A 21360-nucleotide genomic window follows, 5' to 3' on the forward strand; every position below is an offset into this window, starting at 1 on the left:
CGGCAAACCCGCCGCTGCCGCGGCCAGGGCCGCCGCCAGGGCCGGGCTGGGCCAGGACGGGGGCGGCGAAGGCGCCGGCCGCGAGCAGCGCGGCGCCGCCGAGCAGCAGGATTCGGGTGGTCTTCATCGGGGTCTCCTTCGGCCGGACCGATCCGGCGATAACATCAGGATGCTCCGCCGATGCAACGCGACCATTGCGGAGTGGGTCACGCCTGGTGAGGAAAGGTAACGCAGCAATGCGTTACCTGGATGCAATCTTACCTCCGCGCCGGCGTCCCCGCCTCGCCCAGATCCCACCACAGCCCGGCGAAGGCCGCGATGCCGTCGCGCGCCGTGGCCTTCAGCAGGTGCTCGTCCGGCCCGTGCTGCTTGCAGCCGGAGTAGCTGTGCGGGATCCAGACCAGCGGCACGCCGAGATGGTCCACGAAGACATCGCCCGGCAGCCCGCCCGAGGAGTTCGGGATCACCTGCACGCGCTTGCCGAGGCTGCGCTCCATGCTCGCCCGCGCCCATTGCACCCAGGGGTGGTCGGGTGCGGTCCGGCTCGCCGGCATGCGCACGCCCGCCTTCTCGATCGCGACCTCCGGGAAGCCCGCGGCGTCGAGATGCGCGCGCAGCGCCGGCGCGAAGCGCTGCGGATCGACATCCACCGTGTAGCGGATCTGGCAATGCGCGCGCGCCGAGGGCGCGACCGCGTTCACCGGATTCTCCGGGCGGCCCGAGGTCATGGCCAGCACGATGAAGCTGCACCAGCCATAGATCTTCTCGGCCGGAGTCAGGCCGGGCTCGCCCCAGCCCGCATCGATCGTCGCCGCCCCCTCGCCGCCGCCGAGCGGGCAGCCGGCGAGCACCTGGCGCACGCCCTCCGGCAGGCCGCCGCGTGGCAGCCAGTCGCGCACCAGGATACGCCCGTTGCGGTCGATGATGCTGGCGATCGCGTGCGAGAGAATGACAGCCGGGTCCCTCGTGAGCCCACCCCAATGGCCCGAATGGACGCCGCCCTCACGCAGGTTCACGGCGAGGTCGAAGTGGAAGGTGCCGCGCGTGCCGGTCGCGATAGTGGGCAGGCCCGGCTCCACCCGCGGTCCGTCGGAGGCGATCAGCGCATCGGCCGCCAGCGCCTCGCGCTGCGCCGCGACGAAGTCGCGCAGCCCCGTGGAGCCGCGTTCCTCCGCCGTCTCGATCACCAGCTTCACGTTGAAGCCGAGCCGCCCGCGCTCGGCGAGCACCGCCTCCAGCGCGGCGAGGTTGATGGCGTGCTGGCCCTTGTTGTCGGCGCTGCCGCGGCCGTACCAGCGATCGCCCTCGTCGGTCAGCGTCCAGGGCTTCAGGCCGTCACGCCACTGGTCGTCCAGGCCGCGCACCGTGTCGCCATGGCCGTAGAGCAGGATGGTCGGCCGCGCCGGATCCTCGATTCGCTCGGCGGTCAGGATCGGGCCGAAGCCGGCGACGGGGTTCGGGTGGATGGTGGCGCGGAAGCCGAGCCGCTCCACCCAGTCCTTCAGCCCCTCCTCCAGGTAGCGCGTCAGCGCCGGCGCGCCCTCCGGCTCCTGCGAGGTGGAGGGGATGGCGACGAGGCGCGAGAGCAGCGCGGCGTAGCCGCCATCGTCGAAGAAGGAGAGGGCGCGCGCGATGGCGCCGTCGCGGCTGGGCATGCGTTCCATGGTCCGTCGGCTGGCTGGCCGCAGGCTGCCCCTCCTGGCCGGACGGGTCCAGAGGGCGCGGCGCCGTTCACGTCGCGAAGCGAACGCGCCCCTCGGCATCGATCGGCCAGACCGGGTTCCACGCGATCTCCCAGGCATGGCCGTCCGGATCCGCGACATAGCCGCGCAGGCCGCCATGCGGCGGTGCGTCGGCCCTGCGCAGGACGCGGCCGCCCGCGGCCTCGAGCCGTTGCATCGCCGCCGCGACCTGCTCCGGTTCCGCGACGTTGTGCGCAAGCGCGAAACCGCCCGGCTCTGGCGGCGTGGGGCGTTGCATGTCCTCGGCGAGACGCTCGCGCAGCCAGGTCCCCAGCACGAACCCGTTCATCTGGTAGAAGACGATCTCGTCATTCCCGAAGACCGGTGTCCAGCCGAAGCCGTCGACATAGAAGCGCCGCGACCGCGCGAGGTCCGAGACGCCGAGGGTCACGACGGAGAGCTGCTGCTGCACGGTCAGCTCTATCGTCCGAGCAGGGTCCTTGCCACGATCAGCCGCATGATCTCGTTGGTGCCTTCCAGGATGCGGTGCACCCGGAGGTCGCGGACGATCTTCTCGACGCCGTAGTCCGAGAGATAGCCGTAGCCGCCGAGCAGCTGCAGCGCCTCGTCCGCCACGCGGAAGCCGGTGTCAGTGGCAAAGCGCTTGGCCATGGCGCAGAAGGCCGTGGCGTCCGGGGCCTTCGCATCCAGCTTCGCGCAGGCGCGCCAGAGCAGCGTGCGCGCGGCCTCGAGCTCGGTCGCCATGTCGGCCAGGCGGAACTGCGTCGCCTGGAACTTCGCCACGTTCTGCCCGAAGGCCTTGCGCTCCTGCACATAGGCCAGCGCGATGTCGAGCGCGCGCTGCGCGCCGCCAAGGCTGCAGGCGCCGATGTTCAGCCGCCCGCCATCGAGCCCCGCCATGGCGAAACGGAACCCCTGCCCCTCTTCGCCGAGCAGCGCCGTCGCCGGCACGCGGGCATCCTCGAAGATCACCTGACGCGTCGGCTGCGCGTTCCAGCCCATCTTTCGCTCGTTCGCACCGAAGGAAAGCCCGGGCGCGTCCTTCGGGATGAGCAGCGCGGAGATGCCGTTCGCCCCCGGCCCGCCGGTGCGCACCATCGTCAGGTAGAGGTCGGAACTGCCCGCGCCGCTGATGAACTGCTTCACCCCGTTCAGCACATAGCCCTGGTTGTCGCGCACCGCGCGCGTCGAGAGCGCCGCCGCGTCGCTGCCGGCGCCGGGCTCGGTCAGGCAGTAGCTCGCGATCTTGTCCATCGTGACGAGGCTCGGCAGCCATTCGGCGCGCTGCGCGTCGTCGCCGAAGCGGTCGATCATCCAGGCGACCATGTTGTGGATGGAGAGGAAGGCCGAGGTCGTCGGGCAGCCCGTCGCCAGCGCCTCGAACACCACCGCGGCGTCAAGGCGCGTCAGCCCCGCCCCGCCGCTCTCCTCCCGCACATAGAGCGCGGCCATGCCGAGCGCCGCGGCCTCGCGCAGCACCTCGACGGGGAAGTGCTTCCGCTCGTCCCAGTCCTGCGCATTGGGCGCGAGGCGGTCGCGCGCGAAGGCCAGCGCGGTCTCGCGCAGCTCCCGCGTCGCATCCGGCAGTTCGAAGACGGCGGCTTCGTCGAGCGGCATCCCGTGCACTCCGCGATCCCGGCTCCCTCTCCCGCGAAGCGGGGGAGGGTCGGGGTGGGGGTATTCGTCGGCGCGAACTATAGGGCCGCCTCGATCTCCCGCCACCGGGCCCGGGTCTTCTCGACATTGCGAGCCTTCACCGGCCCGAAACCCTTGATGCCCGAAGCCGCCTCGGCCCAGTCGCAGACCAGGGCGTGGTTCTCAGCCGTAAGCCGTCGCAGGAAGCCCTCGATCGCCGCGCGGTATTCCTCGATCAGCGCGCGCTCCATCCGCCGCTCCTCGGTCCGCCCGAAGGGATCGAGCGGCGTGAAGCGCAGCCGCTTGCCGTGCCGCAGCAGCCCCATCGCCGTCAGCATCCAGGGCCCGAAGCGCTGCTTGGCAGGGAGCCCGGTGTTCGGATCGGTGCGCGAGAGCATCGGCGGCGCAAGGTTCAGCTCGATGCGGGCGGCTCGGGAAAAATCGCGCGCGAGTTGCGCGCGCCACTCCGGCAGGCTGTGCAGCCGCGCCACCTCGTACTCGTCCTTGAAGGCCATCAGGCGATGCAGCTGCGTCGCCACCGCGCGCGACAGCCGCTCCGACCCGAGCGGCGCTTCCGCCGCGCGCACCGTCGCGACGAACTCGGCATAGCGCAGCGCATAGCGCGCATCCTGGTAGACTGTCAGGTCCGCCACGCAGCGCGCCACCATCTCGTCCAGCGTCTCGGCCCGCTTCGGCGCGGCCTCGCGCCCGTCAAGCGCGGCGCGGCGGCCGAGCGCGAAGGCTGCGAGGTTGCGCTCCACCTGCGCACCGTTCAGCCGGATCGCCTGCTCGATCGCCGCCGCCGTCACCGGCACCAGCCCGCGCTGGAACGCCGCGCCGAGCAGCCAGATGTTGAGGTAGATCGCATCGCCGAGCTGGCCCACGACCTCGCCGGTCGCCGACACCGCATGCAGCTCACGGCAGGCGCTGCGCAGGCTGCCGAGCATGCCCTCCGCGTCGTAGCGCGTCGTCGTGTCCCGCACGAATTGCGCGGTGGGCGCGAGGTCGGCGTTCACCACCGCCGCGGTGCGCGCCCCGCCGAGCAGCGGGCGCGCGTTGCGGCCATGCGCCACCACCATGTCGGAGGCGATCAGCACATCCGCCTGGCCCGCCCCGATGCGTGGTGCCGGGATGCTCTCCTCCGTCGCGCCGGGCTCGCCGATGCGCAGCTGCACATAGACGCCGCCGCCCTTCTGCGCGAAGCCGAGCGTATCCACGCTGCGGCTCGGCCGGCCATCTAGATGCGCCGCCATGCCGAGGATCGCACCGAGCGCCGTGACGCCCTGCCCGCCGACGCCGGCGACCAGGATGTTCCATGCCCTGCCGTCCACCGGCGCCGGCAGCGCCGGCTCCGGCAGGGCGCCCTCGACCGCGACCTTCCCCGGCTTCGCCGGCTCCGCGCCGACCAGCGTGACGAAGGACGGGCAGAAGCCCTGCACGCAGGAGAGATCCTGGTTGCAGGCGGACTGGTCGATCTTCCGCTTGCGTCCGAAGGCGGTCTCGACCGGCTCCACCGCGATGCAGTTGGAGACGCGGGAGCATTCGCCGCAATCCTCGCAGACGCGCGGGTTGATCACCGCGCGACGCTCGGCCTGCGCCGCCGTGCCGCGCTTGCGCTTGCGCCGCCGCTCCGTCGCGCATTCCTGGTCGTAGATCAGCGCGGTGACGCCGGGCACCTCGCGCAGCGCCTTCTGCACCGCGTCCAGCTCCGCACGCGGATGATAGGTGACGCCGGACGGCATCTCCGGGTCGTCGCGGTGCCGATCGGGATCGTCCGAGACGACGGCGATGCGTTGCACGCCTTCGCCCCGGATCTGCGCCGCGATGCGCGGCACGCCCGGCTCGCCTTCGACCGTCTGGCCGCCGGTCATCGCGACGGCCGAGTTCACCAGCACCTTGTAGGTGATGTTCGCCTTCGCCGCGACCGCAGCACGGAGCGCCAGGCTGCCGCTATGCGCCCAGGTGCCGTCGCCGATATTGGCGAAGACATGCGCTTCGTCCGTGAAGGGCGCGATGCCGAGCCAGGGCGCGCCCTCGCCGCCCATCTGCGTGAAGGCGCTGGTCTCGCGCTCCGGCATCTTGGTGACCAGCCAGTGGCAGCCGATGCCGGCCAGCCCGCGCGAGCCCTCGGGCACGCGCGTCGAGGTGTTGTGCGGGCAGCCCGGGCAGAAGAAGGGATCGCGCGCGGCCAGCGGCTCCGCGGCGCCGCGCTCCAGCGCCTCGATCTCCGCGAGCCTGCGCGTCAGCGCCTCGGTGCGCAACGCCTCGGGCAAGCGCATCGCCAGCGCGCGCAGCACCTGCGCGGTGTCGAGTTCGGTCAGTTCGGACAGCAGCGGCGCGCCGCGCTCGTCGCGCTTGCCGACGATGCGCGGGCGCTCGGCGAGCGGATACAGCGCCTCCTTCAGCTGCGGCTCGAGGAAGCCGCGCCGGTCCTCGACCACCAGCACCTCTTCGAGCCCCTGCGCGAAGGCGCGCGCGCCCTCCGCATCCAGCGGCCAGGCGAGGCCCACCTTCCACACCCGCAACCCGTTCTGCCGCGCGAACTCCGGCGAAATGCCGGCATCCGCCAGCGCCTGGCGCAGCGTCGCGAAGGCCTTGCCGCGCACGACGATGCCGAAGCGGGCACTGGGGCTGTCCACCACCATCCGGTCGAAGCCGTTGGCGCGGGCGAAGGCGACCGCCGCCGGCAGCTTCACCGTCCGCAGCCGGCGCTCCTGCGCCACCGCCGTGTCGGGGATGCGCAGGTGCACGCCGTCCTCCGGCAGGTCGAAGCGCGGCGCCTGGGTCGCATAGGCGGCCGGATCGACCCGCAGCGTCTGCGCCGCGTCCATCGTCTCCGCGATGCATTTCAGCCCTGTCCAGACGCCGGCGTAGCGGCTCAGCGCAAGGCCCTTCACGCCGAACTCCAGCACCTCCGCGACATCCGCCGGGTCGAGCACCGGGATCTCGAGGTCCTGGAAGGTGAACTCGCAGCCGGAGGTGACGGTGGAGGACTTGGCCGCCGGATCGTCGCCCGACAGCGCCAGCACGCCACCCTTCGGGCTCGTCCCCGCGCTGTTCGCATGCCGCAGCACGTCGCCGCTGCGGTCCGTCCCCGGCCCCTTGCCGTACCAGATCCCGAAGACGCCCTCGTGCCGCGCACCAGGCGAGAGCGGGACCTGCTGCGTGCCCCAGACCGCGGTCGCGGCGAGGTCCTCGTTCAGCCCCGGCTGGAAGACGACGCGCGCCGCCGTCAGTCGCTCCGCCTGCTTCAGCAATTCCTTGTCGTAGCCGCCGAGCGGCGAGCCGCGATAGCCGCTGACATAGCCCGCCGTGTTCCAGCCAAGCGCATCGTCCAGCTGCCGGCGGAGGAGCGGCAGGCGCACCAGCGCCTGGATACCGGTCATGACGACCGGCTCGCCGGCCGCATTCCAGCGGTCCTCGAGGCTCGCTTCGGGGCGCTGCAAGCTGCCCATGGGCAGGGCTCCGTTCATTCCTGGACTATGGGGAGAATGCCCTGGCCTGACCAGGGAGTGCTTCCGTAGTCTGTTGTGCATCGCCGAAAGGACGGAAGGAGATTCCGGGGTGGACGCGATCGACAAGAAGATCCTGCGGGAACTATCCCGTCAGGGCCGCCTGACCAATGCCGAGCTGGCCGAGGCCGTCGGCCTCTCCCCCTCCCCCTGCTGGACGCGGGTGAAGCGGCTGGAGCAAGCCGGAATCATCAAGGGCTATGCCGCGCTGCTCGACCAGGCCGCGCTCGGCCTGCCCGACACGGTCTTCATCGAGATCATGATGGAGCGGCACGACGAGGACCAGTTGCGGCGCTTCGAGGAGGCGGTGCGCGCCATCCCCGAGATCCTGGAATGCCACCTCGTCACAGGCGAATACGACTACGTCATCAAGGCCGCGGTGGGCGGCACGGCGGGCTACGAACGGCTGTTGCGCGACAAGCTCTACCGCCTGCCCGGCGTGCGCCACACCCGTACGAGCTTCGCGCTGCGCTGCCTGAAGCAGGAGCTGTCGCCGAGGCCGGAGTGAGACGACGCGGCAACCAGTAATTTATTGCAGAGTCACCCACACGCAACGTAGGGTTGCGCCCTTCCACCTCTCAACGTCAGGAGGCAGTGCGGTGACGATCTACGTGCAGAGCGAACTCAAGAAGGTCGGCGGCAAGAACCTGAACGTGATGATCCGTAATGGAACGGATGCGGGGATCGCCAACACCGCCCAGGACGTCCTCCAGGCATCGCGCGCTTACCTCCGGCGCGCGAACGCGGCGATCTATGCCGGGACCCTGTCCGCACCGACACTGAAGCTGGCGAACCGCTACTTCCTCACGCCCCTCTATGGGATCACGCCGGCCGATCTCGCGATCATCAGGACCGTCATCACCAAGACACGGACGGGCCTTGACGGCGACGTGACACTGAAGACCGGAAGCCTTCTCAAGGGTGACGAGGCCGGGACACTCGGGAGTGTCGCGTTCAAGGACAAGGACGACTTCAGCGCGGCCGATTTCACGAATCAGGTGAAGTCGAAAAGCTACCAGACATGGGTTCCAACGATGAACCCGAATGTCGCGCCAGGAGACCGGCAGCGCCGGCGTGGCGCCATCCACGTCAAGGCCGGCACATTGCAGGACAAGAAAATGGGCCCCGTGACGTTCATCCACGAAGCGACACACAAATTCGCGGGCACCTGGGACTATTGCTACTTCGAGGACGACGGCGTTACGCCGGAAGACGTCTTCGACGACAAGGCCAGCGCACTCGGCAATGCCGATAGCTATGCTTGGTTCATCTACAGCATCGGCAACTGGTCGTAACCCGGCCCGCCCGGCTCGGTGAAAGGCCGCTGACCCTGCGGCGGCACGCAGGGTCGCGGCGGGTTGTCAGGCCGGCGGCAGCACCCGCAGCCCGACCGATTCCACGAAGATCACATCGACCTGGTCGCCCGGGTTCAGCGTGCGGATGAACTGGCGCATGCGCGGGTTCTCCACCCGCACCGTCCGCCGCTCGTTCTCCGGCGTGGTGAAGGTCACGCTGTTGCGGCCGAGGTCGATGCCCTCCACGCGCACCCGCATCCGCTTCGCCTCGCTGAGGCTCGCGCCGGGCCGCGCGCCTTCCGGCGTGCGCGTCGCCACCGCCGCAGCGCCGGTCGCCGGCAGGTTCTCGTTCGGCCGCGCCAGCGACGCCGCGATCGCGTCCGTCACCGTCACCACCACGCGGTCGCCGGGCCGGATCTGCGCGAGGTTGCGCACCTGCGGCCCGACGCGGACGGTCGCCAGCACGCCGCTCTGCGCGCCGGCATCGCCGCGCAACAGCACGGAGCGCTCCGCCATATTCACCGTCTCGACAATCGCAGTTCGCTCCGTCGTCGAGGCGACGACGGCGCCTTGCGCGGCGGCAAGGCCGGGCGCGAGGCAGGCGGCGGCAACGAGGATGCGCAGGCTGGTCATGTATCCCTCCACCGATGTCAGATATCGGCTCGCGACTGTTGCAACTCCGGCCGACGCACGCAACGCGGCGTGGGACGATTTGCACACTCTGGATACGTCTGGACCGCCCGGCGCACGCAGTTCGAGAGCCGCGCCCGAGCGGATGCGCGCGCCGTCAGGGCCGCGCGACGCCATCCTGGTGGTCGAAGTGCCGCTTCAGCAGGAACAGCGCGAAAAGGACGCCGAACCCGAAGAGCCCGTAGCCGAACAGCGTCAGCCCCAGCTCCTCCGAAGCGGAGATCGCGCCCAGCCCCAGCACCGCCAGGATCGCACCCATCACCATGAAGTAGATCATCGCTTGTCCTTCCTCGGCAGGTCGTCGTCGAACAGGATGCGGCTCGCCGCGCCGTCCAGGTCGTCGTACTGGCGCGACTTCAGCGTCCACAGGAACAGCGCCAGCCCGAGCAACCCGAGCACCAGCGCCGCAGGAACCAAGAACACGAGGGCGTTCATGCGCTCGCCTCCTTCCCGGCCCGCAGGGCATTGACGATCACGATGATGGAGGAGCTCGCCATCACCAGCGCCGCGATCAGCGGCGTCACGAAGCCGAGCACCGCCATCGGCACCGCGACCACGTTGTAGACCAGGCTGAACACGATGTTCTGCCGCGCCAGGCGCTGCGCCATGCGCGCGACGCGCACCGCTGCCGGCAGCGCCGTCAGCCCCTCGCCGCGCAGCACGATGTCGGACGCCGCCTGCGCCAGGTCCGTCCCCGTGCCCGGGCTGACCGAGACATGCGCGAGGGAGAGCGCGGCCGCGTCGTTGATCCCGTCCCCAACCATCAGCGGATGCCGCCCCGCCGCGCGCAACGCCTCGATGCGCCGCGCCTTGCCGGCCGGCGTCGCGCGCGCCTCCCATGGTCCGATGCCGACCGCGGCCGCCGCCGCCTCGACCGCGCCCGCGCCGTCGCCCGACAGCAGCTCCGTCTCGAGCCCGAGCGCCTGCAGCTCCGCCACCGCGGAACCCGCGTCGCCGCGCAGGCGGTCGGCGAAGCGGAAGATCACCGGCGCCTCCCCCGCAACGCAGAAGACCAGCGTCATGCCCGAGCCCTGATCCTCGCCGAGGCCGCAGAAGTCTGGGCTGCCGAGCCGCAGGCTGCCGCGCACCAGCCCGCGCCCCGGGATCTCCCGCACGCCGGGCAGCGCCGGTGCATCGGGGCAGGCGCGCACCAGCGCCTGCGCCAGCGGATGCCGGCTGGCCCGCGCCATGCCCGCCGCCTCGCGCAGCAGCTCGGGGTCGAGCGTCTCGTCCTCGATCAGCTCCGGATGCCCCTCGGTCAGCGTGCCGGTCTTGTCGAGCACCGCATGGTCCGCACCCGCCAGCCGCTCCAGCGCGGTGGGCGAGGCGACCAGCACGCCGCGCCGGAACAGCGCGCCGACCGCCGCGACCTGCACCGCGGGAACGGCGATAGCCAGGCCGCATGGGCAGGTCACGATCAGCGCCGCGACCGCCGGCACCAGCGCCGCCTGCCACGATACCCCGACGCCGAGCCACCAGCCGAGGAAGGTGGCCGCCGCGATCACATGCACCACCGGCACGTAGAGCCGCGCCGCCTTGTCGGCGATCGAGACGAAGCGCCCACGCCCCTGCTCGGCCCGCTCCAGCAGCCGCGCGAGCTGCGCCAGCGACCCGTCCTTCGCCGCCGCCGTCACCGTCATGACGAAGGGCTGGCCCATGTTCACGGCACCCGCCGCCAGCGCCTCGCCGGGCGTCAGGATCCGCGGCACGGACTCACCGGTGGTGGCGGAGGTGTCGAGCGTGACCGCCTCCTCCGCCACGCCGTCGAGCCGCAAACGCTCCCCCGCCGCGACCAGCAGGAAGTCCCCGGCGCGCACGCTCTCGGCCGGGACGGCGCGCGTCGTGCCGTCGGACAGCCGCAGCGCCACCGTGCCCTCCTGCAGCGCCAGCAGCTCCGCCACCGCCTGCCGCGCCCGGCGGCGCATCGCGCGGTCCAGCACGCGGCCGGCCAGCAGCAGCGCGAGCAGCGAGGTCGCGCCGTCGAACCAGGTGTAGTCGCCGTTCCGGAAGGTCTCGCTCAACGACATCAGCGTCGTCGCCAGCACGCCGATCGAGACCGCGAGGTCCATGTTCACGCGCCCGGCCCGGATCGCCTCCCAGGCGGAGCGGTAGAAAGGCATGCCCGCCACCAGCACCGTCGGCAGGCCGATCAGCGCGGCGAGCCAGTGCATCAGGTGGCGCGTCGCCGGCTCCATGTCGGTGCCGACCCACACCGCGATGGACACCAGCATCACGTTCATCGAGCCGAAGGCGGCGATGCCGAGCGCGCGCACCAGCGCGCGGCCTTCCGCATCCTCCGTCGCGCGCAGGCAGGCCGGCGACCAGGGCGCGACCTTGAAGCCGAGCCGCGCGACGAGGCTCGCCAGGTCGTTGGCGCGCCGCGCCTCGCCACGCCAGGCGACGGTCAGCCGCCGCGACGACAGGCTCGCCCGCGCCTTGACGACATCGGGCTCGGCGGCGAGCGCCTGCTCCACCAGCCAGACGCAGGCGCCGCAGGTCAGGCCGCTGACGATGAGGTCGAGTTCCATCGTGCCCGGCGACGTCGCGCGCGCATGCGGCGCGAAGTCGGTGGACAGCGCCTCCGGCGGGCGCAGCGTGCCGGCCGCCGTCTCCTGCCGGCGGTAGAAGGCGTCGAGCCCGAGGCCGCGCACCAAGGCGTGGGCACCGGAGCAGCCGGTGCAGCAGAACTCGCCCTGACCCGGCGCGAGCCGCGCGCCGCAATGCGCGCAGGCCGCGCGCGAAAGCCCGGCCTGCCCGGGCGCGAGCCCGTCGGGGAAGCCGGCCGCGATCGTCACGGCGCGATCAGCCTCTGCCGGATGTCGAGATGCTCGCCGCGCTCGTTCGTCAGGGTCAGCCGCGCCTCCCACTGGCCGCGGCCGGGCAGGTCGGCGAAGGCGATGAACTTGCCGGGACCCGCGGCCGCGAAGTCGAGCCGAAGCTCCGCGCCTTCCAGCGGCCGCAGCAGCACGCCCTCCACGCGGCCGCCGAGCGGCAGCCCCTCGCGGTCGTGGGCGAGCAGGGAAACCACGCCGTCCTGCAGCGTGACGCGGGCCTGCCAGCCGAGCGCGTCCTGCCGCGCGGCTTCCGCCAGGACCTCGTTGTAGGCCCGGCCGCGGTCATAGGACTTGCCGGTGGTGACACCGGTGAAAGTCGTCAGCGCCGCGTAGACCAGAACCATGTTGACCGAGATGATCACCGCGAAGGCGCCCACGAAAGCCCAGGGGATCCAGCGGCTGCGGTTCGGGTCGTAGTCGAGCCCCCGGTCTACCGTGCCATGGACCGTGCTGTCGCTCATCTTTGGCCTCCCTCATGCGGGCCGAGGAACACGCTGGTCGTGCGCACCACCGTCCGGCCGCGCGCATCGAGCAGGCGGAAGGTGACGGGTGTGCTCTCGCGCGTCGGCTGCCCCGGCGGCAGCGTGGCGAGCGCACGCCATTCGGTGATGCCGTCGGGCCGCGTGCTCACGCGGAAGCGGTTCGGGCCGAGCTCCGCCGATTCCTGCACCTGCAGCTGCAGCCGCGCCGGGCTGTCGAGCACGAGCGTGAGATCCCCCGCCTCGCGCGCTTTGTTGGCGATCTTCAGCGTATAGGCGTTGCGGATGCCGCCGTCCGACAGCGCGACATAGAGCGGCGCGCGGTCCCGTAGCACGGCGAGCGTCACCTCCTGCCGCAGCAGCCAGGCGCCGAGCATGATGGAGGCGACGCCGGCCAGCACGGCGGCATAGATGATCGTCCGCGCGCGGATGAACTTCGGCACCTTGCGCGCCGCCATGCCGGCCGGCACGCGCGCCGCGCAGGGCGACATCGCCTTTGTCGCCGCCTCGGCGGCCGCGATGTTGCCGAGCGTCTCGAAGGCGATCAGCCCCTTCGGCCGATCGAGCTTCGCCATGATGTCGTCGCAGGCGTCGATGCAGAGCCCGCAGCCGATGCATTCCAGCTGCTGCCCGTCACGGATGTCGATGCCGGTCGGGCAGACATTCACACAGGCGCGGCAATCGACGCAGTCACCCACGCCGTCTGCCTTGGCTTTCCCGCGCGGCTCGCCGCGCCAGGCGCGGTAGGACACGACGAGCGAATTCTCGTCGAGCATCGCCGCCTGGAAGCGCGGCCAGGGGCACATGTAGGTGCAGACCTGCTCGCGCGCCCAGCCGGCGAGCACATAGGTCGTCAGCGTGAAGAGGCCGAAGAAGAAATAGACGGTCATGGAGGCCTGGCCGGTGAAGAACCGCGGCGTCATCTCCAGCGCGTCGTTGAAGTACATGATCCAGGCGCCGCCGGTCGCCGCCGCGATGCCGAGCCAGGCGGCATGCGTCAGCGTCTTGCGCTTCAGCCACTCCGCCGTCCAGGGCTGCTTGTCGAGCCGCATGCGCTCGTTGCGGTCGCCCTGGATGATGCGTTCCACCCACATGAAGAGGTCGGTCCAGACCGTCTGCGGGCAGGCGAAGCCGCACCAGACGCGGCCGAACAGGCTGGTCGCCGCGAAGAGCGCGATGGCGCCGAGGATGAGGAGGCCGGTAAGGTAGTAGACCTCCTGCGGCCAGATCTCGAAGAAGAAGAAGTAGAGCCGGCCATGCTCCATATCGACCAGCACCGCCTGGCTCGGCGCATCCGGCCCGCGATCCCAGCGGATCAGCGGGACGAGGTAGTAGGCGGCGAGGCAGAGGATCAGCACCGCCCATTTCGCCGTCCGCACCGGGCCGGCGACAGCCTTCGGATAGACCTTCTGGCGGTTGGCGTAGAGCGAGGGCTCGGGCGCCGGGGGCAAGGCCCCCGGCGGCTTCAGCTTCTCGCGTGCCGTCACGTCGTTCATCGCCGCGGCCTCCCCGGCCCGCGTGCAGCAGGTTCAGTTCTCGCCGCCGCCCAGCGCGTGGACGTAGACGGTCAGCATGTTGACGGTGGCCGGGTCGAGACGCCCGCCCCAGGACGGCATCACGCCGAGCCGCGGCGCGCCGATGAAGCGGGCGATCGCCGCCTTGTCGGAACCGTTCAGCCAGACGCGGTCGTTCAGCCGCGGTGCGCCGACGTCGCGGTTCCCCTCGCCGCCATCGCCATGGCAGGAGGCGCAGTTGTCGGCATAGAGCGCACGACCGCGCTCCACCGCCGGCTGGTCCGTCGCCCGGCCGGAGAGGGAGAGCACGAACTCCGCCGCGTCGTTGGCCTGCGCGAGCGTCAGCATGCCGTCGGCGACGAAGCGCGGCATGATGCTGGTCCGCTCCTCGTCGCTCTCGCCTGCGCGGATGCCGTGCGCGATCGTCGCGCGGATCTGGTCATGCGTGCCGCCCCAGATCCAGTCGTCGTCGGCAAGGCTCGGGAAGCCGCCCGGCGCGCCCTGGCCGCCCGCGCCGTGGCAGCCGGCGCAGTTGTTGGCGAAGGCGATGCGCCCGCCCGCCATGGCGAAGCTGCGCAGCTGCGGGTCGGCCGCGATCTGCTGCGGCGTCGCCTCACGGATCCGGTTCATCATCGGCGCCATCCGTGCATTGGCGGCGTTGACGTCGTCCATCACCGCCTCGCGCGCCACCCAGCCGGTGACGCCCGTCCAACCCTTGAAGGGGAAGGCCGGGTAGAGGATGACCCACACGACGGAGAAGGCGATCGTCGCGTAGAACAGGTAGAGCCACCACTTGGGCAGCGGCGTGTTCAGCTCCTTCAGCCCGTCCCATTCGTGGCCGGTGGTCATGGTGCCCGTCAGGGCATCCTTCTCGATCTTGGTCGGCATCGAGGCTTTCCCCTCAGCGCTGGCGGGATGCGGGGGGTTCGTCACGCAGCGGGATATCGCCCGCGCGCTCGTAGCTCCGCTTCCGCCAGGGGGCCATCACGTAGAGGATGACCCCGGTGAACAGGACGAAGAACCACACCACCCAGAGGGTGGAGAGGAGGGACTGGTTGCTGGCGAGGATGTCGAACATCTGTCGGCCTCCTCACTGCTGCCGCAGCTGCTCGGGCGTCACGTCGCGGAACTGCACGAGCGTGCCGAGCATCTGCATGTAGGCGATCAGCGCATCCATCTCGGTGACGACGCGGGGATTGCCGTCGAAAGCGGCCTGGCGGGCCCGGGCGTAGCGGCCCTGGAAGCCGCCCGCGTCGCGGTCGGGCATCGCCTGCGCCTCGAGGTCGGCGCGGGCATTCGCGATCATCTCGTCCGTGTATGGGACGCCGATGGCGCGCTGCGCGCGCAGGTGGCTCTGGATGTCGCCGTAGTTCAGCGGCCGGTCCAGGAAGGCGTAGGGCGGCATGATGCTGTCAGGCACCACCGCGCGCGGGCTGCGCAGATGCGCCGCGTGCCAGTCGTCGGAGTAGCGGCCGCCGACGCGCGCGAGGTCGGGGCCCGAGCGCTTGGAGCCCCACTGGAACGGGTGGTCGTACATGCTCTCCGCCGCCAGGCTGAAGTGGCCGTAGCGCTCCAGCTCGTCGCGGAAGGGCCGCACCATCTGGCTGTGGCAGGTGTAGCAGCCTTCGCGGATGTAGATGTTGCGGCCGGCGAGCTCGAGCGGGGTGTAGGGGCGGATCCCCTCCACCCGCTCGATCGTGGTCGCCACCGTGAAGAGCGGCACGATCTGGGCGAGGCCGCCGATCGAGACCGTGATGAGCGTGAGCACGCCCATCAGGATCACGTTCTTCTCGATGACGGCGTGATTGAACCACTTCATCGCTCTGCCCTTCTCACTCGGCGGCAGCCGTCACGGCCGAGGCAGGCGCAGGCGCGGTGACCGCCTCCTCCTGCTCTCCGCGGGTGACGGTCATCCACACATTGTAGACCATGATCAGCGCGCCCGCGAGGTAGAGCACGCCGCCGAGCACGCGGATGACGTAGTAGGGATGCATCGCGGCGACGGTCTCGATGAAGCTGTACTGCAGGAAGCCGTTCTCGTCGTAGGCGCGCCACATCAGGCCCTGCAGGATGCCCGACACCCACATCGCGGTGATGTAGAAGACGATCCCGAGGGTGGCGATCCAGAAATGCCAGGAGATCAGCTTCTCGCTGTACATGCCCTTCTTCGCCCACAGCTTCGGGATCAGCCAGTAGAGCGCGCCGAAGGTGACGAAGCCGACCCAGCCCATCGCGCCCGAATGCACGTGGCCGATCGTCCAGTCGGTGTAGTGGCTGAGCGAATTGACCGCCTTGATGGACATCACCGGCCCCTCGAAGGTGGACATGCCGTAGAAGCCGAGCGAGGCGACCGTGAAGCGCAGCCCGGGGTTGGTGCGCAGCTTGTCCCACGCGCCCGAGAGCGTCATCACGCCGTTGATCATGCCACCCCAGGACGGCATCCACAGCATGATGGAGAACACCATGCCGAGCGTCTGCGCCCAGTCGGGCAGCGCGGTGTAGTGCAGGTGGTGCGGACCCGCCCAGATGTAGAGGAAGATCAGCGACCAGAAGTGCACGATCGACAGGCGGTAGGAGTAGATCGGCCGGTCGGCCTGCTTCGGGATGAAGTAGTACATGATCCCGAGGAAGCCCGCGGTCAGGAAGAAGCCCACCGCGTTGTGGCCGTACCACCACTGGATCATCGCATCCTGCACGCCGGACGCCAGGCCGTAGCTCTTCGAATGGCCGAGCGTCACCGGCAGCGCCAGGTTGTTGCCGATGTGCAGCATCGCGACGGTGATGATGAAGGCGAGGAAGAACCAGTTCGCGACGTAGATGTGCGGCTCTTCGCGCTTGATGATCGTGCCGCCGAAGGCCACCAGGTAGTGCACCCACACCACCGTCAGCCACAGGTCCACGTACCATTCGGGCTCGGCGTATTCCTTGCCCTGCGTGACGCCGAGCACGTAGCCGAGCGCCGCGGCGACGATGACGAACTGGTAGCCCCAGAAGAGGAACCAGCCCATCGGCTCGCCACCGAACAGCCGCGCGCGGCAGGTCCGCTGCACGACGTAGAGGCTGGTGCAGAACAGCGCGTTGCCGCCGAAGGCGAAGATCACCGCGCTGGTGTGCACCGGGCGCAGCCGCCCGAAGGTGGTCCATTCCAGGTCGAGATTGAGGAGCGGCCAGGCGAGCTGGGAGGCGATCAGCACCCCCATCAGGAAGCCCACCACGCCCCAGAACACGGTGGCGATGGCGAAGGCGCGGATCGGCGCCTCCACATAGGTCTCGACGCGCACCGCGGACGGCGTCCCAGTCGCCGCTCCGGCTAGGCTCGCGTCGTAGCCTGTTGCTGACATGAGGTCGGTTCTCCCCGTCCGCGCGCCCGGGTCGCGACCGACCGGCACGTGGCGCGAGAAAACCCTCCAACTGGGGAACCGTCCTTGATCAGGATCAAGTCGTGCTGCGCCGCACAGCGTCTAACGTGAGTGTCACGCGCGGCGCATGTCGCACGTCCTCGTTCCCGCTGGCGCCGCGGCGTGCCCGGCGGGAAGATGACGCGCGATCCATCCTCGCGCGACACGTCGCGCGGCAGGCTGGGCGCGACACACTGGGGAGGCGTGCCGAGATGACCACCGAAACCGCCGAGGCCGCGGCGCCCGCGGGGCGCGTGCAGATCCAGGTCGTATCGAACGACCGGCCCTGGACCTGGCTTGAAGCCGGATGGCGTGACCTCATGGCCACGCCGCATATCGGCTTCTTCTACGGCGGTGCCGTCGTCGTCGCCGGCTGGGCGCTGGTGCTGCTGCTGATCGCCGCCGGCGCGCTCTGGGCCGTGCTGCCCGCCGTCGCCGGCTTCTTCCTGGTCGGGCCCGTGGTCGCCGCCGGCCTTTACGAGACCAGCCGACGGCGCGAGAAGGGCGAGGCGGTCTCGCTCGGCATCGCGCTGCAGGCCTTCCGGCGCAACGCGCCGCAGCTGGCGCTGATGGGCGCGGTGCTGCTGATCATCAACCTGTTCTGGGTGCGGATGGCCGGGCTGCTCTTCGCGGTCTTCTTCGGCCTCGGCTTCTCGCCGACGCTCGAGCAGCTGCCCGGCGCGCTGCTGCGCTCCGACCAGTTGCTGCCCTTCCTGATCGTCGGCACCGGCGTCGGCTTCGTGCTCGCCTCCATCGCCTTCGCCGTCTCGGCGGTGTCCATCCCAATGCTGGTGGACCGCGACATCTCGGCCATCGAGGCGATCGTCATCTCCATCAAGGCGACGCTCGACAACTGGCGGGCGATGGCCTTCTGGGCTGGGCTGATCGTGGTGTTCACCGCGATGGCGCTGGTGCCCTTCTTCCTCGGCCTCGCGCTCGTGCTGCCGCTGATCGGCCACGCCACCTGGCACGCCTACCGCGACATCGTGCGGTAGGCCGGCGCGGCGCCGTCGCGTCTCCTCCAGGCACCGCAGCGCGCGTCAGACGATCAGCACGTCGACCGCGCGCAGCGCGCCGATGCCGTCCAGCACGACGACGCCGCCGGGCAGCACGACCTCGAGACCCGACGGCCCGGCGCGCGACGCGGCCAACACCGCACCGGCGGAGCCGAAGGCCCCGCCGGTGAACAGCAGGATGTCCTCGCCCGGCGTGAAGTCGCGCACCACGTCGCGCCCCTCGTTCGGGCCGAAGACGAAGACGTCCTGCCCCTGCCCGCCGATCAGCGTGTCGTCGCCCGCCAGACCCTGCAGCGTGTCCTGCGCCGCACCGCCGGACAGCAGGTTGCCGAGGGCGTTCCCCACCAGCCGGTTCGACGCGGCGTTGCCGATCCCGCCGACCGTGCCACCGAGCAACACCAGCACCTCGAGCCCCTCCGGCAGCACGTAGCTTCCGTTCGCGATCTCGATGCGGACGGTGTCGATGCCCGCGCCCGGTTCCTCCAGGATCCGCTCGCCGGCGCCGCGCACGACATAGGTGTCGTTGCCGAGGCCGCCGATCAGCAGGGTCCCCGGCCCGCCGCCCGATTCCAGCGTGTCCGCGCCCTCCCCCCCGCGCAGCTCGCCGCCGTCAGGGCCCGCACGCAGCAGATCGTCGCCGGGCCCGCCATCGGCACGGTCGAAGCCGGTCCCGGTCTCGATCGTGTCGTTGCCCCGTCCGCCGAGCAGCGTGTCGTTCCCCGCCCCGCCGCGCAGCAGGTCGTCGCCATCCTCGCCCAGCAGCAGGTCGCCGTCCGCCTCGCCCTCGAGCGTGTCGTTCCCGATGCCACCCGCCAGCAGGTCGTTCTCGTCGCCGCCGAGCAGCAGGTCAGCGCCCTCGCCGCCGAGCAGCAGGTCGGCCTCCGCGCCGCCCTCCAGCCGGTCGTTGCCCGCGCCGCCGTCGAGCACGTCCCTGCCGTCGCCGCCGGCGAGCGTGTCCGCTTCCGTCCCGCCCTCCAGCCGGTCCGCGCCCGCTCCGCCGACCAGGCTGTCCGCCCCGGCGCCGCCGCGCAGCGTGTCGGCACCCTCCTCCCCGTCCAGCGTGTCGCTGCCGGGTCCGCCGTCGAGAAGGTCGCCCGCCGCGCCACCGAACAGCAGGTCGCCGCCGTCGCCGCCGAGCAGCGTGTCCGCATCGCCGTCGCCGCGCAGCGTGTCGGCGTCGCTCCCACCCGACAGGCTGTCGGCGCCCGTGCCACCGAGCAGGCTGTCGGCCCCCGCCCCCCCATCCAGCGTGTCGGCCGCGTCGCCGCCCTCCAGCGTGTCGTTGCCGAGGCCGCCGAGCAGGCTGTCCTCCCCCGCCTCGCCGAGCAGCCAGTCATTGCCGTCGCCGCCCGCCAGCGTGTCGCGCCCGGCGCTGCCGAACAGCGTGTCGTCGCCGACGCCGCCATCGGCGCGGTCATCGTCGCCGCCGCCGGAAAGCCGGTCGTTGGCGAGGCCGCCGAACAAGCTGTCCGCGCCGGCGCCGCCTTCGAGCGTGTCGTTCCCGGCGCCGCCGTCGAGCGTGTCCGCCCCGGCCCCGCCGTCGAGCAGGTTCGCACCTTCGTTGCCGGTCAGGATGTCGTCGAAGGCGGCGCCGAAGGCCGCGATGTCGCCCGCGCCGTCGCGGATCCGCAGCCGCTCGATCCCGGGGGCGATGGTCGCGGCCACGCCGACGATCATCGTGTCGACGCCCTCGCCCGGCTCCTCCCGGATCGCATCGAGCAGGTCCTCGATGAGATAGGTGTCGTCGCCCGGCCCGCCCACCAGGCTGTCCGCGCCTGGGCCGCCGTCCAGCGTGTCCGCGCCCTCGCCGCCGGCCAGCGAATCGGCGCCGTCGCCCCCGCGGAGCAGGTCGTTGCCGGTGTAGCCGTCCAGCCGGTCGTCCCCGGTGCCGCCGTCCAGCGTGTCGGCGCCGGCATTGCCGAACAGCGCGTCGTTGTCGGCCAAGCCGAGCAGGCTGTCCTCGCCCTCCCCCCCGTCGAGGCTGTCGGTCCCGCTGCCGCCGTCCAGCAGGTCGCGTCCCGGTCCGCCGACCAGCGTGTCCGCACCCTCGTTGCCGCGCAGCGTGTCGTCGCCTTCTCCGCCGGACAGCCAGTCGTCGCCGAGGCCGCCCACGAGGCTGTCGGCCTCCGTCCCGCCGTCGAGGCGGTCGTTGCCCGCCCCGCCGTCCAGCGTGTCGGCGCCCTCCCACCCCTCCAGCGTATCGTCGCCGTCATCGCCCAGCAGCCGGTCGTTGCCGCCAAGGCCGAGCAGCAGATCGGGGCCCGCCGTCCCGGCCAGCGTGTCGGCCGCCGCCGTGCCCTGCTGCACCGGCGTCGCCGCGCCCGGCGCCAGCACGGTGACGGTCAGCACGAAGGCGGAGAGGTTCAGCCCGTCCCAGACCTCGATGAAGACGTCGCGCGGGCCGACGAAGCCGGTCAGCGCGACGCCCTCGCGCAGCTTCAGCATCGTGCCGACCACCTCGAGCAGCGCCGCGTCGGGGAAGGCGACGGTGAATTGCAGCGCGCCCGCCGTGTCGGGATCGTCGGCGACGAGCGTGCCGATCGCCGCGCCGGGATCGTTGTTCAGCACCGTCCCGCCGCTGAGGAAGCGGAGGTCCGAAGGCGGCGTGTCGTCGGTGCCGAGCAGCGCGACGGTCCAGCTCTGCGGCAGCGTCAGCCATCCCGCCGCGGTCCGCACGGAGACGCCGAAGCTGAAGGCGTGCGGCACCGGCCAGGCTTCCGCGTCGAAGGCGCCGACCGGCACGATCGACAGCGTCTGGCGCGCGCGGTCGAACGTCGCCTCGAACAGCGCCGCATCCGGCCCGGTCAGCGCGACCTCGAGCACGCCGCCCGAGAAGACGAGCGCGCCCTCCCAGTCGCCAGGCCGCGCATTCTCGAAGATCGTGTCCGGCACGGTGGCGGAGACCACCGTGACGGAGACCGTGACGGACATGGCCGCGCTCGGTGTCGGGGAGACGGCGTGCCTACGCCGCCACAGCTTGCCGATCGGTGAACGGCGTCAGGCCACCAGCCGCACCGCCATCCCCGCCAGCACGACGGCGTTCAGCGCGAACAGCGCGGCGCCCGCCAGTTGCAGCGTCGGCCCCGCACGGCGGAGGAACAGCCTGCCGAGCAGCGCCACCCCGACCAGCGCCGGCACGGTGCCCGCGACGAAGGCCGTCATGGCGATCGCGCCGGCCAGCGCCGAGCCCGTCGCCGCCGCGCCCGCCAGCGCCGCGTAGAGCAGCCCGCAGGGCAGCGCCGACAGCATCACCCCGAGCGCGACGCCGCGCAGCCCGGTTGGCG

At 71.3% G+C, this 21360-nt stretch carries 19 protein-coding genes; 3 read left to right on the forward strand and 16 right to left on the reverse strand.

Translation table 11 applies throughout. The features are described from left to right. Positions 1 to 257: 257 nt before the first annotated feature. The 4 genes from L2I40_RS05030 to L2I40_RS05045 all read right to left on the reverse strand — a co-directional run bounded on the left by L2I40_RS05030 (position 258) and on the right by L2I40_RS05045 (position 6793). Positions 258 to 1655, reverse strand: coding sequence for a M20 family metallopeptidase (locus L2I40_RS05030; RefSeq protein ID WP_237213779.1), 1398 nt, complete (start codon positions 1653 to 1655; stop codon positions 258 to 260). A gap of 76 nt (positions 1656 to 1731) precedes the next feature. Beyond that, complete coding sequence (locus tag L2I40_RS05035; RefSeq protein ID WP_237213780.1) at positions 1732 to 2154, reverse strand: VOC family protein; 423 nt, start codon at positions 2152 to 2154, stop codon at positions 1732 to 1734. A gap of 8 nt (positions 2155 to 2162) precedes the next feature. Then, positions 2163 to 3320, reverse strand: coding sequence for an acyl-CoA dehydrogenase family protein (locus tag L2I40_RS05040; RefSeq protein WP_237213781.1), 1158 nt, complete (start codon positions 3318 to 3320; stop codon positions 2163 to 2165). Between the two features lie 77 nt (positions 3321 to 3397). Then, complete coding sequence (locus L2I40_RS05045) at positions 3398 to 6793, reverse strand: indolepyruvate ferredoxin oxidoreductase family protein (RefSeq protein ID WP_237213782.1); 3396 nt, start codon at positions 6791 to 6793, stop codon at positions 3398 to 3400. 109 nt (positions 6794 to 6902) lie between these two features. On the opposite strand from L2I40_RS05045, the gene L2I40_RS05050 reads away from it, so the two are divergent. Both L2I40_RS05050 and L2I40_RS05055 read left to right on the forward strand, forming a co-directional pair. Next, the gene (locus tag L2I40_RS05050; RefSeq protein ID WP_237213783.1) at positions 6903 to 7358 is read left to right on the forward strand and encodes an Lrp/AsnC family transcriptional regulator; all 456 of its coding nucleotides are present in this window, start codon (positions 6903 to 6905) and stop codon (positions 7356 to 7358) included. Positions 7359 to 7449: 91 nt separating this feature from the next. Further along, entirely contained in the window at positions 7450 to 8145 is a 696-nt protein-coding gene (locus L2I40_RS05055; protein WP_237213784.1) for a hypothetical protein, read from the forward strand. Positions 8146 to 8211: 66 nt separating this feature from the next. On the opposite strand, the gene L2I40_RS05060 is transcribed toward L2I40_RS05055, so the two are convergent. The 10 genes from L2I40_RS05060 to ccoN all read right to left on the reverse strand — a co-directional run bounded on the left by L2I40_RS05060 (position 8212) and on the right by ccoN (position 17003). After that, entirely contained in the window at positions 8212 to 8778 is a 567-nt protein-coding gene (locus L2I40_RS05060; protein WP_237213785.1) for a hypothetical protein, read from the reverse strand. Between the two features lie 154 nt (positions 8779 to 8932). Beyond that, positions 8933 to 9112, reverse strand: a complete 180-nt coding sequence (locus tag L2I40_RS05065; protein ID WP_237213786.1) for a hypothetical protein — start codon at positions 9110 to 9112, stop codon at positions 8933 to 8935. After that, entirely contained in the window at positions 9109 to 9270 is a 162-nt protein-coding gene (gene ccoS / locus L2I40_RS05070) for a cbb3-type cytochrome oxidase assembly protein CcoS (protein WP_237213787.1), read from the reverse strand. Before ccoS ends, L2I40_RS05065 begins: the two co-directional genes overlap by 4 nt. Then, positions 9267 to 11630: a heavy metal translocating P-type ATPase gene (locus tag L2I40_RS05075; protein WP_237213788.1), complete on the reverse strand. Its 2364-nt coding sequence runs from the start codon at positions 11628 to 11630 to the stop codon at positions 9267 to 9269. Before L2I40_RS05075 ends, ccoS begins: the two co-directional genes overlap by 4 nt. Next, the gene (locus tag L2I40_RS05080) at positions 11627 to 12130 is read right to left on the reverse strand and encodes a FixH family protein (protein ID WP_237213789.1); all 504 of its coding nucleotides are present in this window, start codon (positions 12128 to 12130) and stop codon (positions 11627 to 11629) included. The genes L2I40_RS05075 and L2I40_RS05080 overlap by 4 nt, the downstream gene beginning before the upstream one ends. Then, positions 12127 to 13644, reverse strand: coding sequence for a cytochrome c oxidase accessory protein CcoG (gene ccoG / locus L2I40_RS05085; protein ID WP_237213790.1), 1518 nt, complete (start codon positions 13642 to 13644; stop codon positions 12127 to 12129). The genes L2I40_RS05080 and ccoG overlap by 4 nt, the downstream gene beginning before the upstream one ends. Positions 13645 to 13677: 33 nt before the next feature. Then, positions 13678 to 14550: a cytochrome-c oxidase, cbb3-type subunit III gene (gene ccoP / locus L2I40_RS05090; RefSeq protein WP_237213791.1), complete on the reverse strand. Its 873-nt coding sequence runs from the start codon at positions 14548 to 14550 to the stop codon at positions 13678 to 13680. A 13-nt stretch (positions 14551 to 14563) separates the two neighbouring features. Beyond that, positions 14564 to 14740 (reverse strand): cbb3-type cytochrome oxidase subunit 3, encoded by a 177-nt coding sequence (locus tag L2I40_RS05095; protein ID WP_237213792.1) that lies wholly within the window; start codon positions 14738 to 14740, stop codon positions 14564 to 14566. A gap of 12 nt (positions 14741 to 14752) precedes the next feature. After that, positions 14753 to 15481 (reverse strand): cytochrome-c oxidase, cbb3-type subunit II, encoded by a 729-nt coding sequence (gene ccoO / locus L2I40_RS05100; protein WP_237213793.1) that lies wholly within the window; start codon positions 15479 to 15481, stop codon positions 14753 to 14755. A 13-nt stretch (positions 15482 to 15494) separates the two neighbouring features. Then, positions 15495 to 17003 carry a cytochrome-c oxidase, cbb3-type subunit I gene (gene ccoN, locus L2I40_RS05105; protein WP_237213794.1) on the reverse strand — a complete coding sequence of 503 codons (1509 nt, stop codon included), beginning with the start codon at positions 17001 to 17003 and terminating at the stop codon, positions 15495 to 15497. A 269-nt stretch (positions 17004 to 17272) separates the two neighbouring features. Here ccoN and L2I40_RS05110 point away from each other — a divergent pair, with 269 nt between their 5' ends. Next, positions 17273 to 18055 carry a DUF2189 domain-containing protein gene (locus tag L2I40_RS05110; RefSeq protein WP_237213795.1) on the forward strand — a complete coding sequence of 261 codons (783 nt, stop codon included), beginning with the start codon at positions 17273 to 17275 and terminating at the stop codon, positions 18053 to 18055. Positions 18056 to 18100: 45 nt separating this feature from the next. Here L2I40_RS05110 and L2I40_RS05115 read toward each other — a convergent pair whose 3' ends face one another. Together L2I40_RS05115 and L2I40_RS05120 are read right to left on the reverse strand one after the other, a co-directional pair. Continuing rightward, positions 18101 to 21007: a calcium-binding protein gene (locus L2I40_RS05115; RefSeq protein WP_237213796.1), complete on the reverse strand. Its 2907-nt coding sequence runs from the start codon at positions 21005 to 21007 to the stop codon at positions 18101 to 18103. A 66-nt stretch (positions 21008 to 21073) separates the two neighbouring features. Continuing rightward, on the reverse strand, positions 21074 to 21360 hold a 287-nt coding region (locus tag L2I40_RS05120; RefSeq protein ID WP_237213797.1), incomplete at its 5' end, for an urease accessory protein UreH domain-containing protein.

The sequence above is a fragment of the Falsiroseomonas oryziterrae genome (assembly GCF_021864505.1).
Lineage (GTDB): Bacteria > Pseudomonadota > Alphaproteobacteria > Acetobacterales > Acetobacteraceae > Falsiroseomonas > Falsiroseomonas oryziterrae.

What these genes read in the sequence shown, in the direction of transcription:
- ccoN (WP_237213794.1), bottom strand. Translation starts at nt 17,003, where the DNA reads ATGTCAGCAACAGGCTACGACGCGAGCCTAGCCGGAGCGGCGACTGGG.
- L2I40_RS05030 (WP_237213779.1), bottom strand. Translation starts at nt 1,655, where the DNA reads ATGCCCAGCCGCGACGGCGCCATCGCGCGCGCCCTCTCCTTCTTCGAC.
- ccoP (WP_237213791.1), bottom strand. Translation starts at nt 14,550, where the DNA reads ATGCCGACCAAGATCGAGAAGGATGCCCTGACGGGCACCATGACCACC.
- ccoG (WP_237213790.1), bottom strand. Translation starts at nt 13,644, where the DNA reads ATGAACGACGTGACGGCACGCGAGAAGCTGAAGCCGCCGGGGGCCTTG.
- L2I40_RS05110 (WP_237213795.1), top strand. Translation starts at nt 17,273, where the DNA reads ATGACCACCGAAACCGCCGAGGCCGCGGCGCCCGCGGGGCGCGTGCAG.
- ccoO (WP_237213793.1), bottom strand. Translation starts at nt 15,481, where the DNA reads ATGAAGTGGTTCAATCACGCCGTCATCGAGAAGAACGTGATCCTGATG.
- L2I40_RS05095 (WP_237213792.1), bottom strand. Translation starts at nt 14,740, where the DNA reads ATGTTCGACATCCTCGCCAGCAACCAGTCCCTCCTCTCCACCCTCTGG.
- L2I40_RS05080 (WP_237213789.1), bottom strand. Translation starts at nt 12,130, where the DNA reads ATGAGCGACAGCACGGTCCATGGCACGGTAGACCGGGGGCTCGACTAC.
- L2I40_RS05065 (WP_237213786.1), bottom strand. Translation starts at nt 9,112, where the DNA reads ATGATCTACTTCATGGTGATGGGTGCGATCCTGGCGGTGCTGGGGCTG.
- L2I40_RS05060 (WP_237213785.1), bottom strand. Translation starts at nt 8,778, where the DNA reads ATGACCAGCCTGCGCATCCTCGTTGCCGCCGCCTGCCTCGCGCCCGGC.
- L2I40_RS05045 (WP_237213782.1), bottom strand. Translation starts at nt 6,793, where the DNA reads ATGGGCAGCTTGCAGCGCCCCGAAGCGAGCCTCGAGGACCGCTGGAAT.
- L2I40_RS05115 (WP_237213796.1), bottom strand. Translation starts at nt 21,007, where the DNA reads ATGTCCGTCACGGTCTCCGTCACGGTGGTCTCCGCCACCGTGCCGGAC.
- ccoS (WP_237213787.1), bottom strand. Translation starts at nt 9,270, where the DNA reads ATGAACGCCCTCGTGTTCTTGGTTCCTGCGGCGCTGGTGCTCGGGTTG.
- L2I40_RS05040 (WP_237213781.1), bottom strand. Translation starts at nt 3,320, where the DNA reads ATGCCGCTCGACGAAGCCGCCGTCTTCGAACTGCCGGATGCGACGCGG.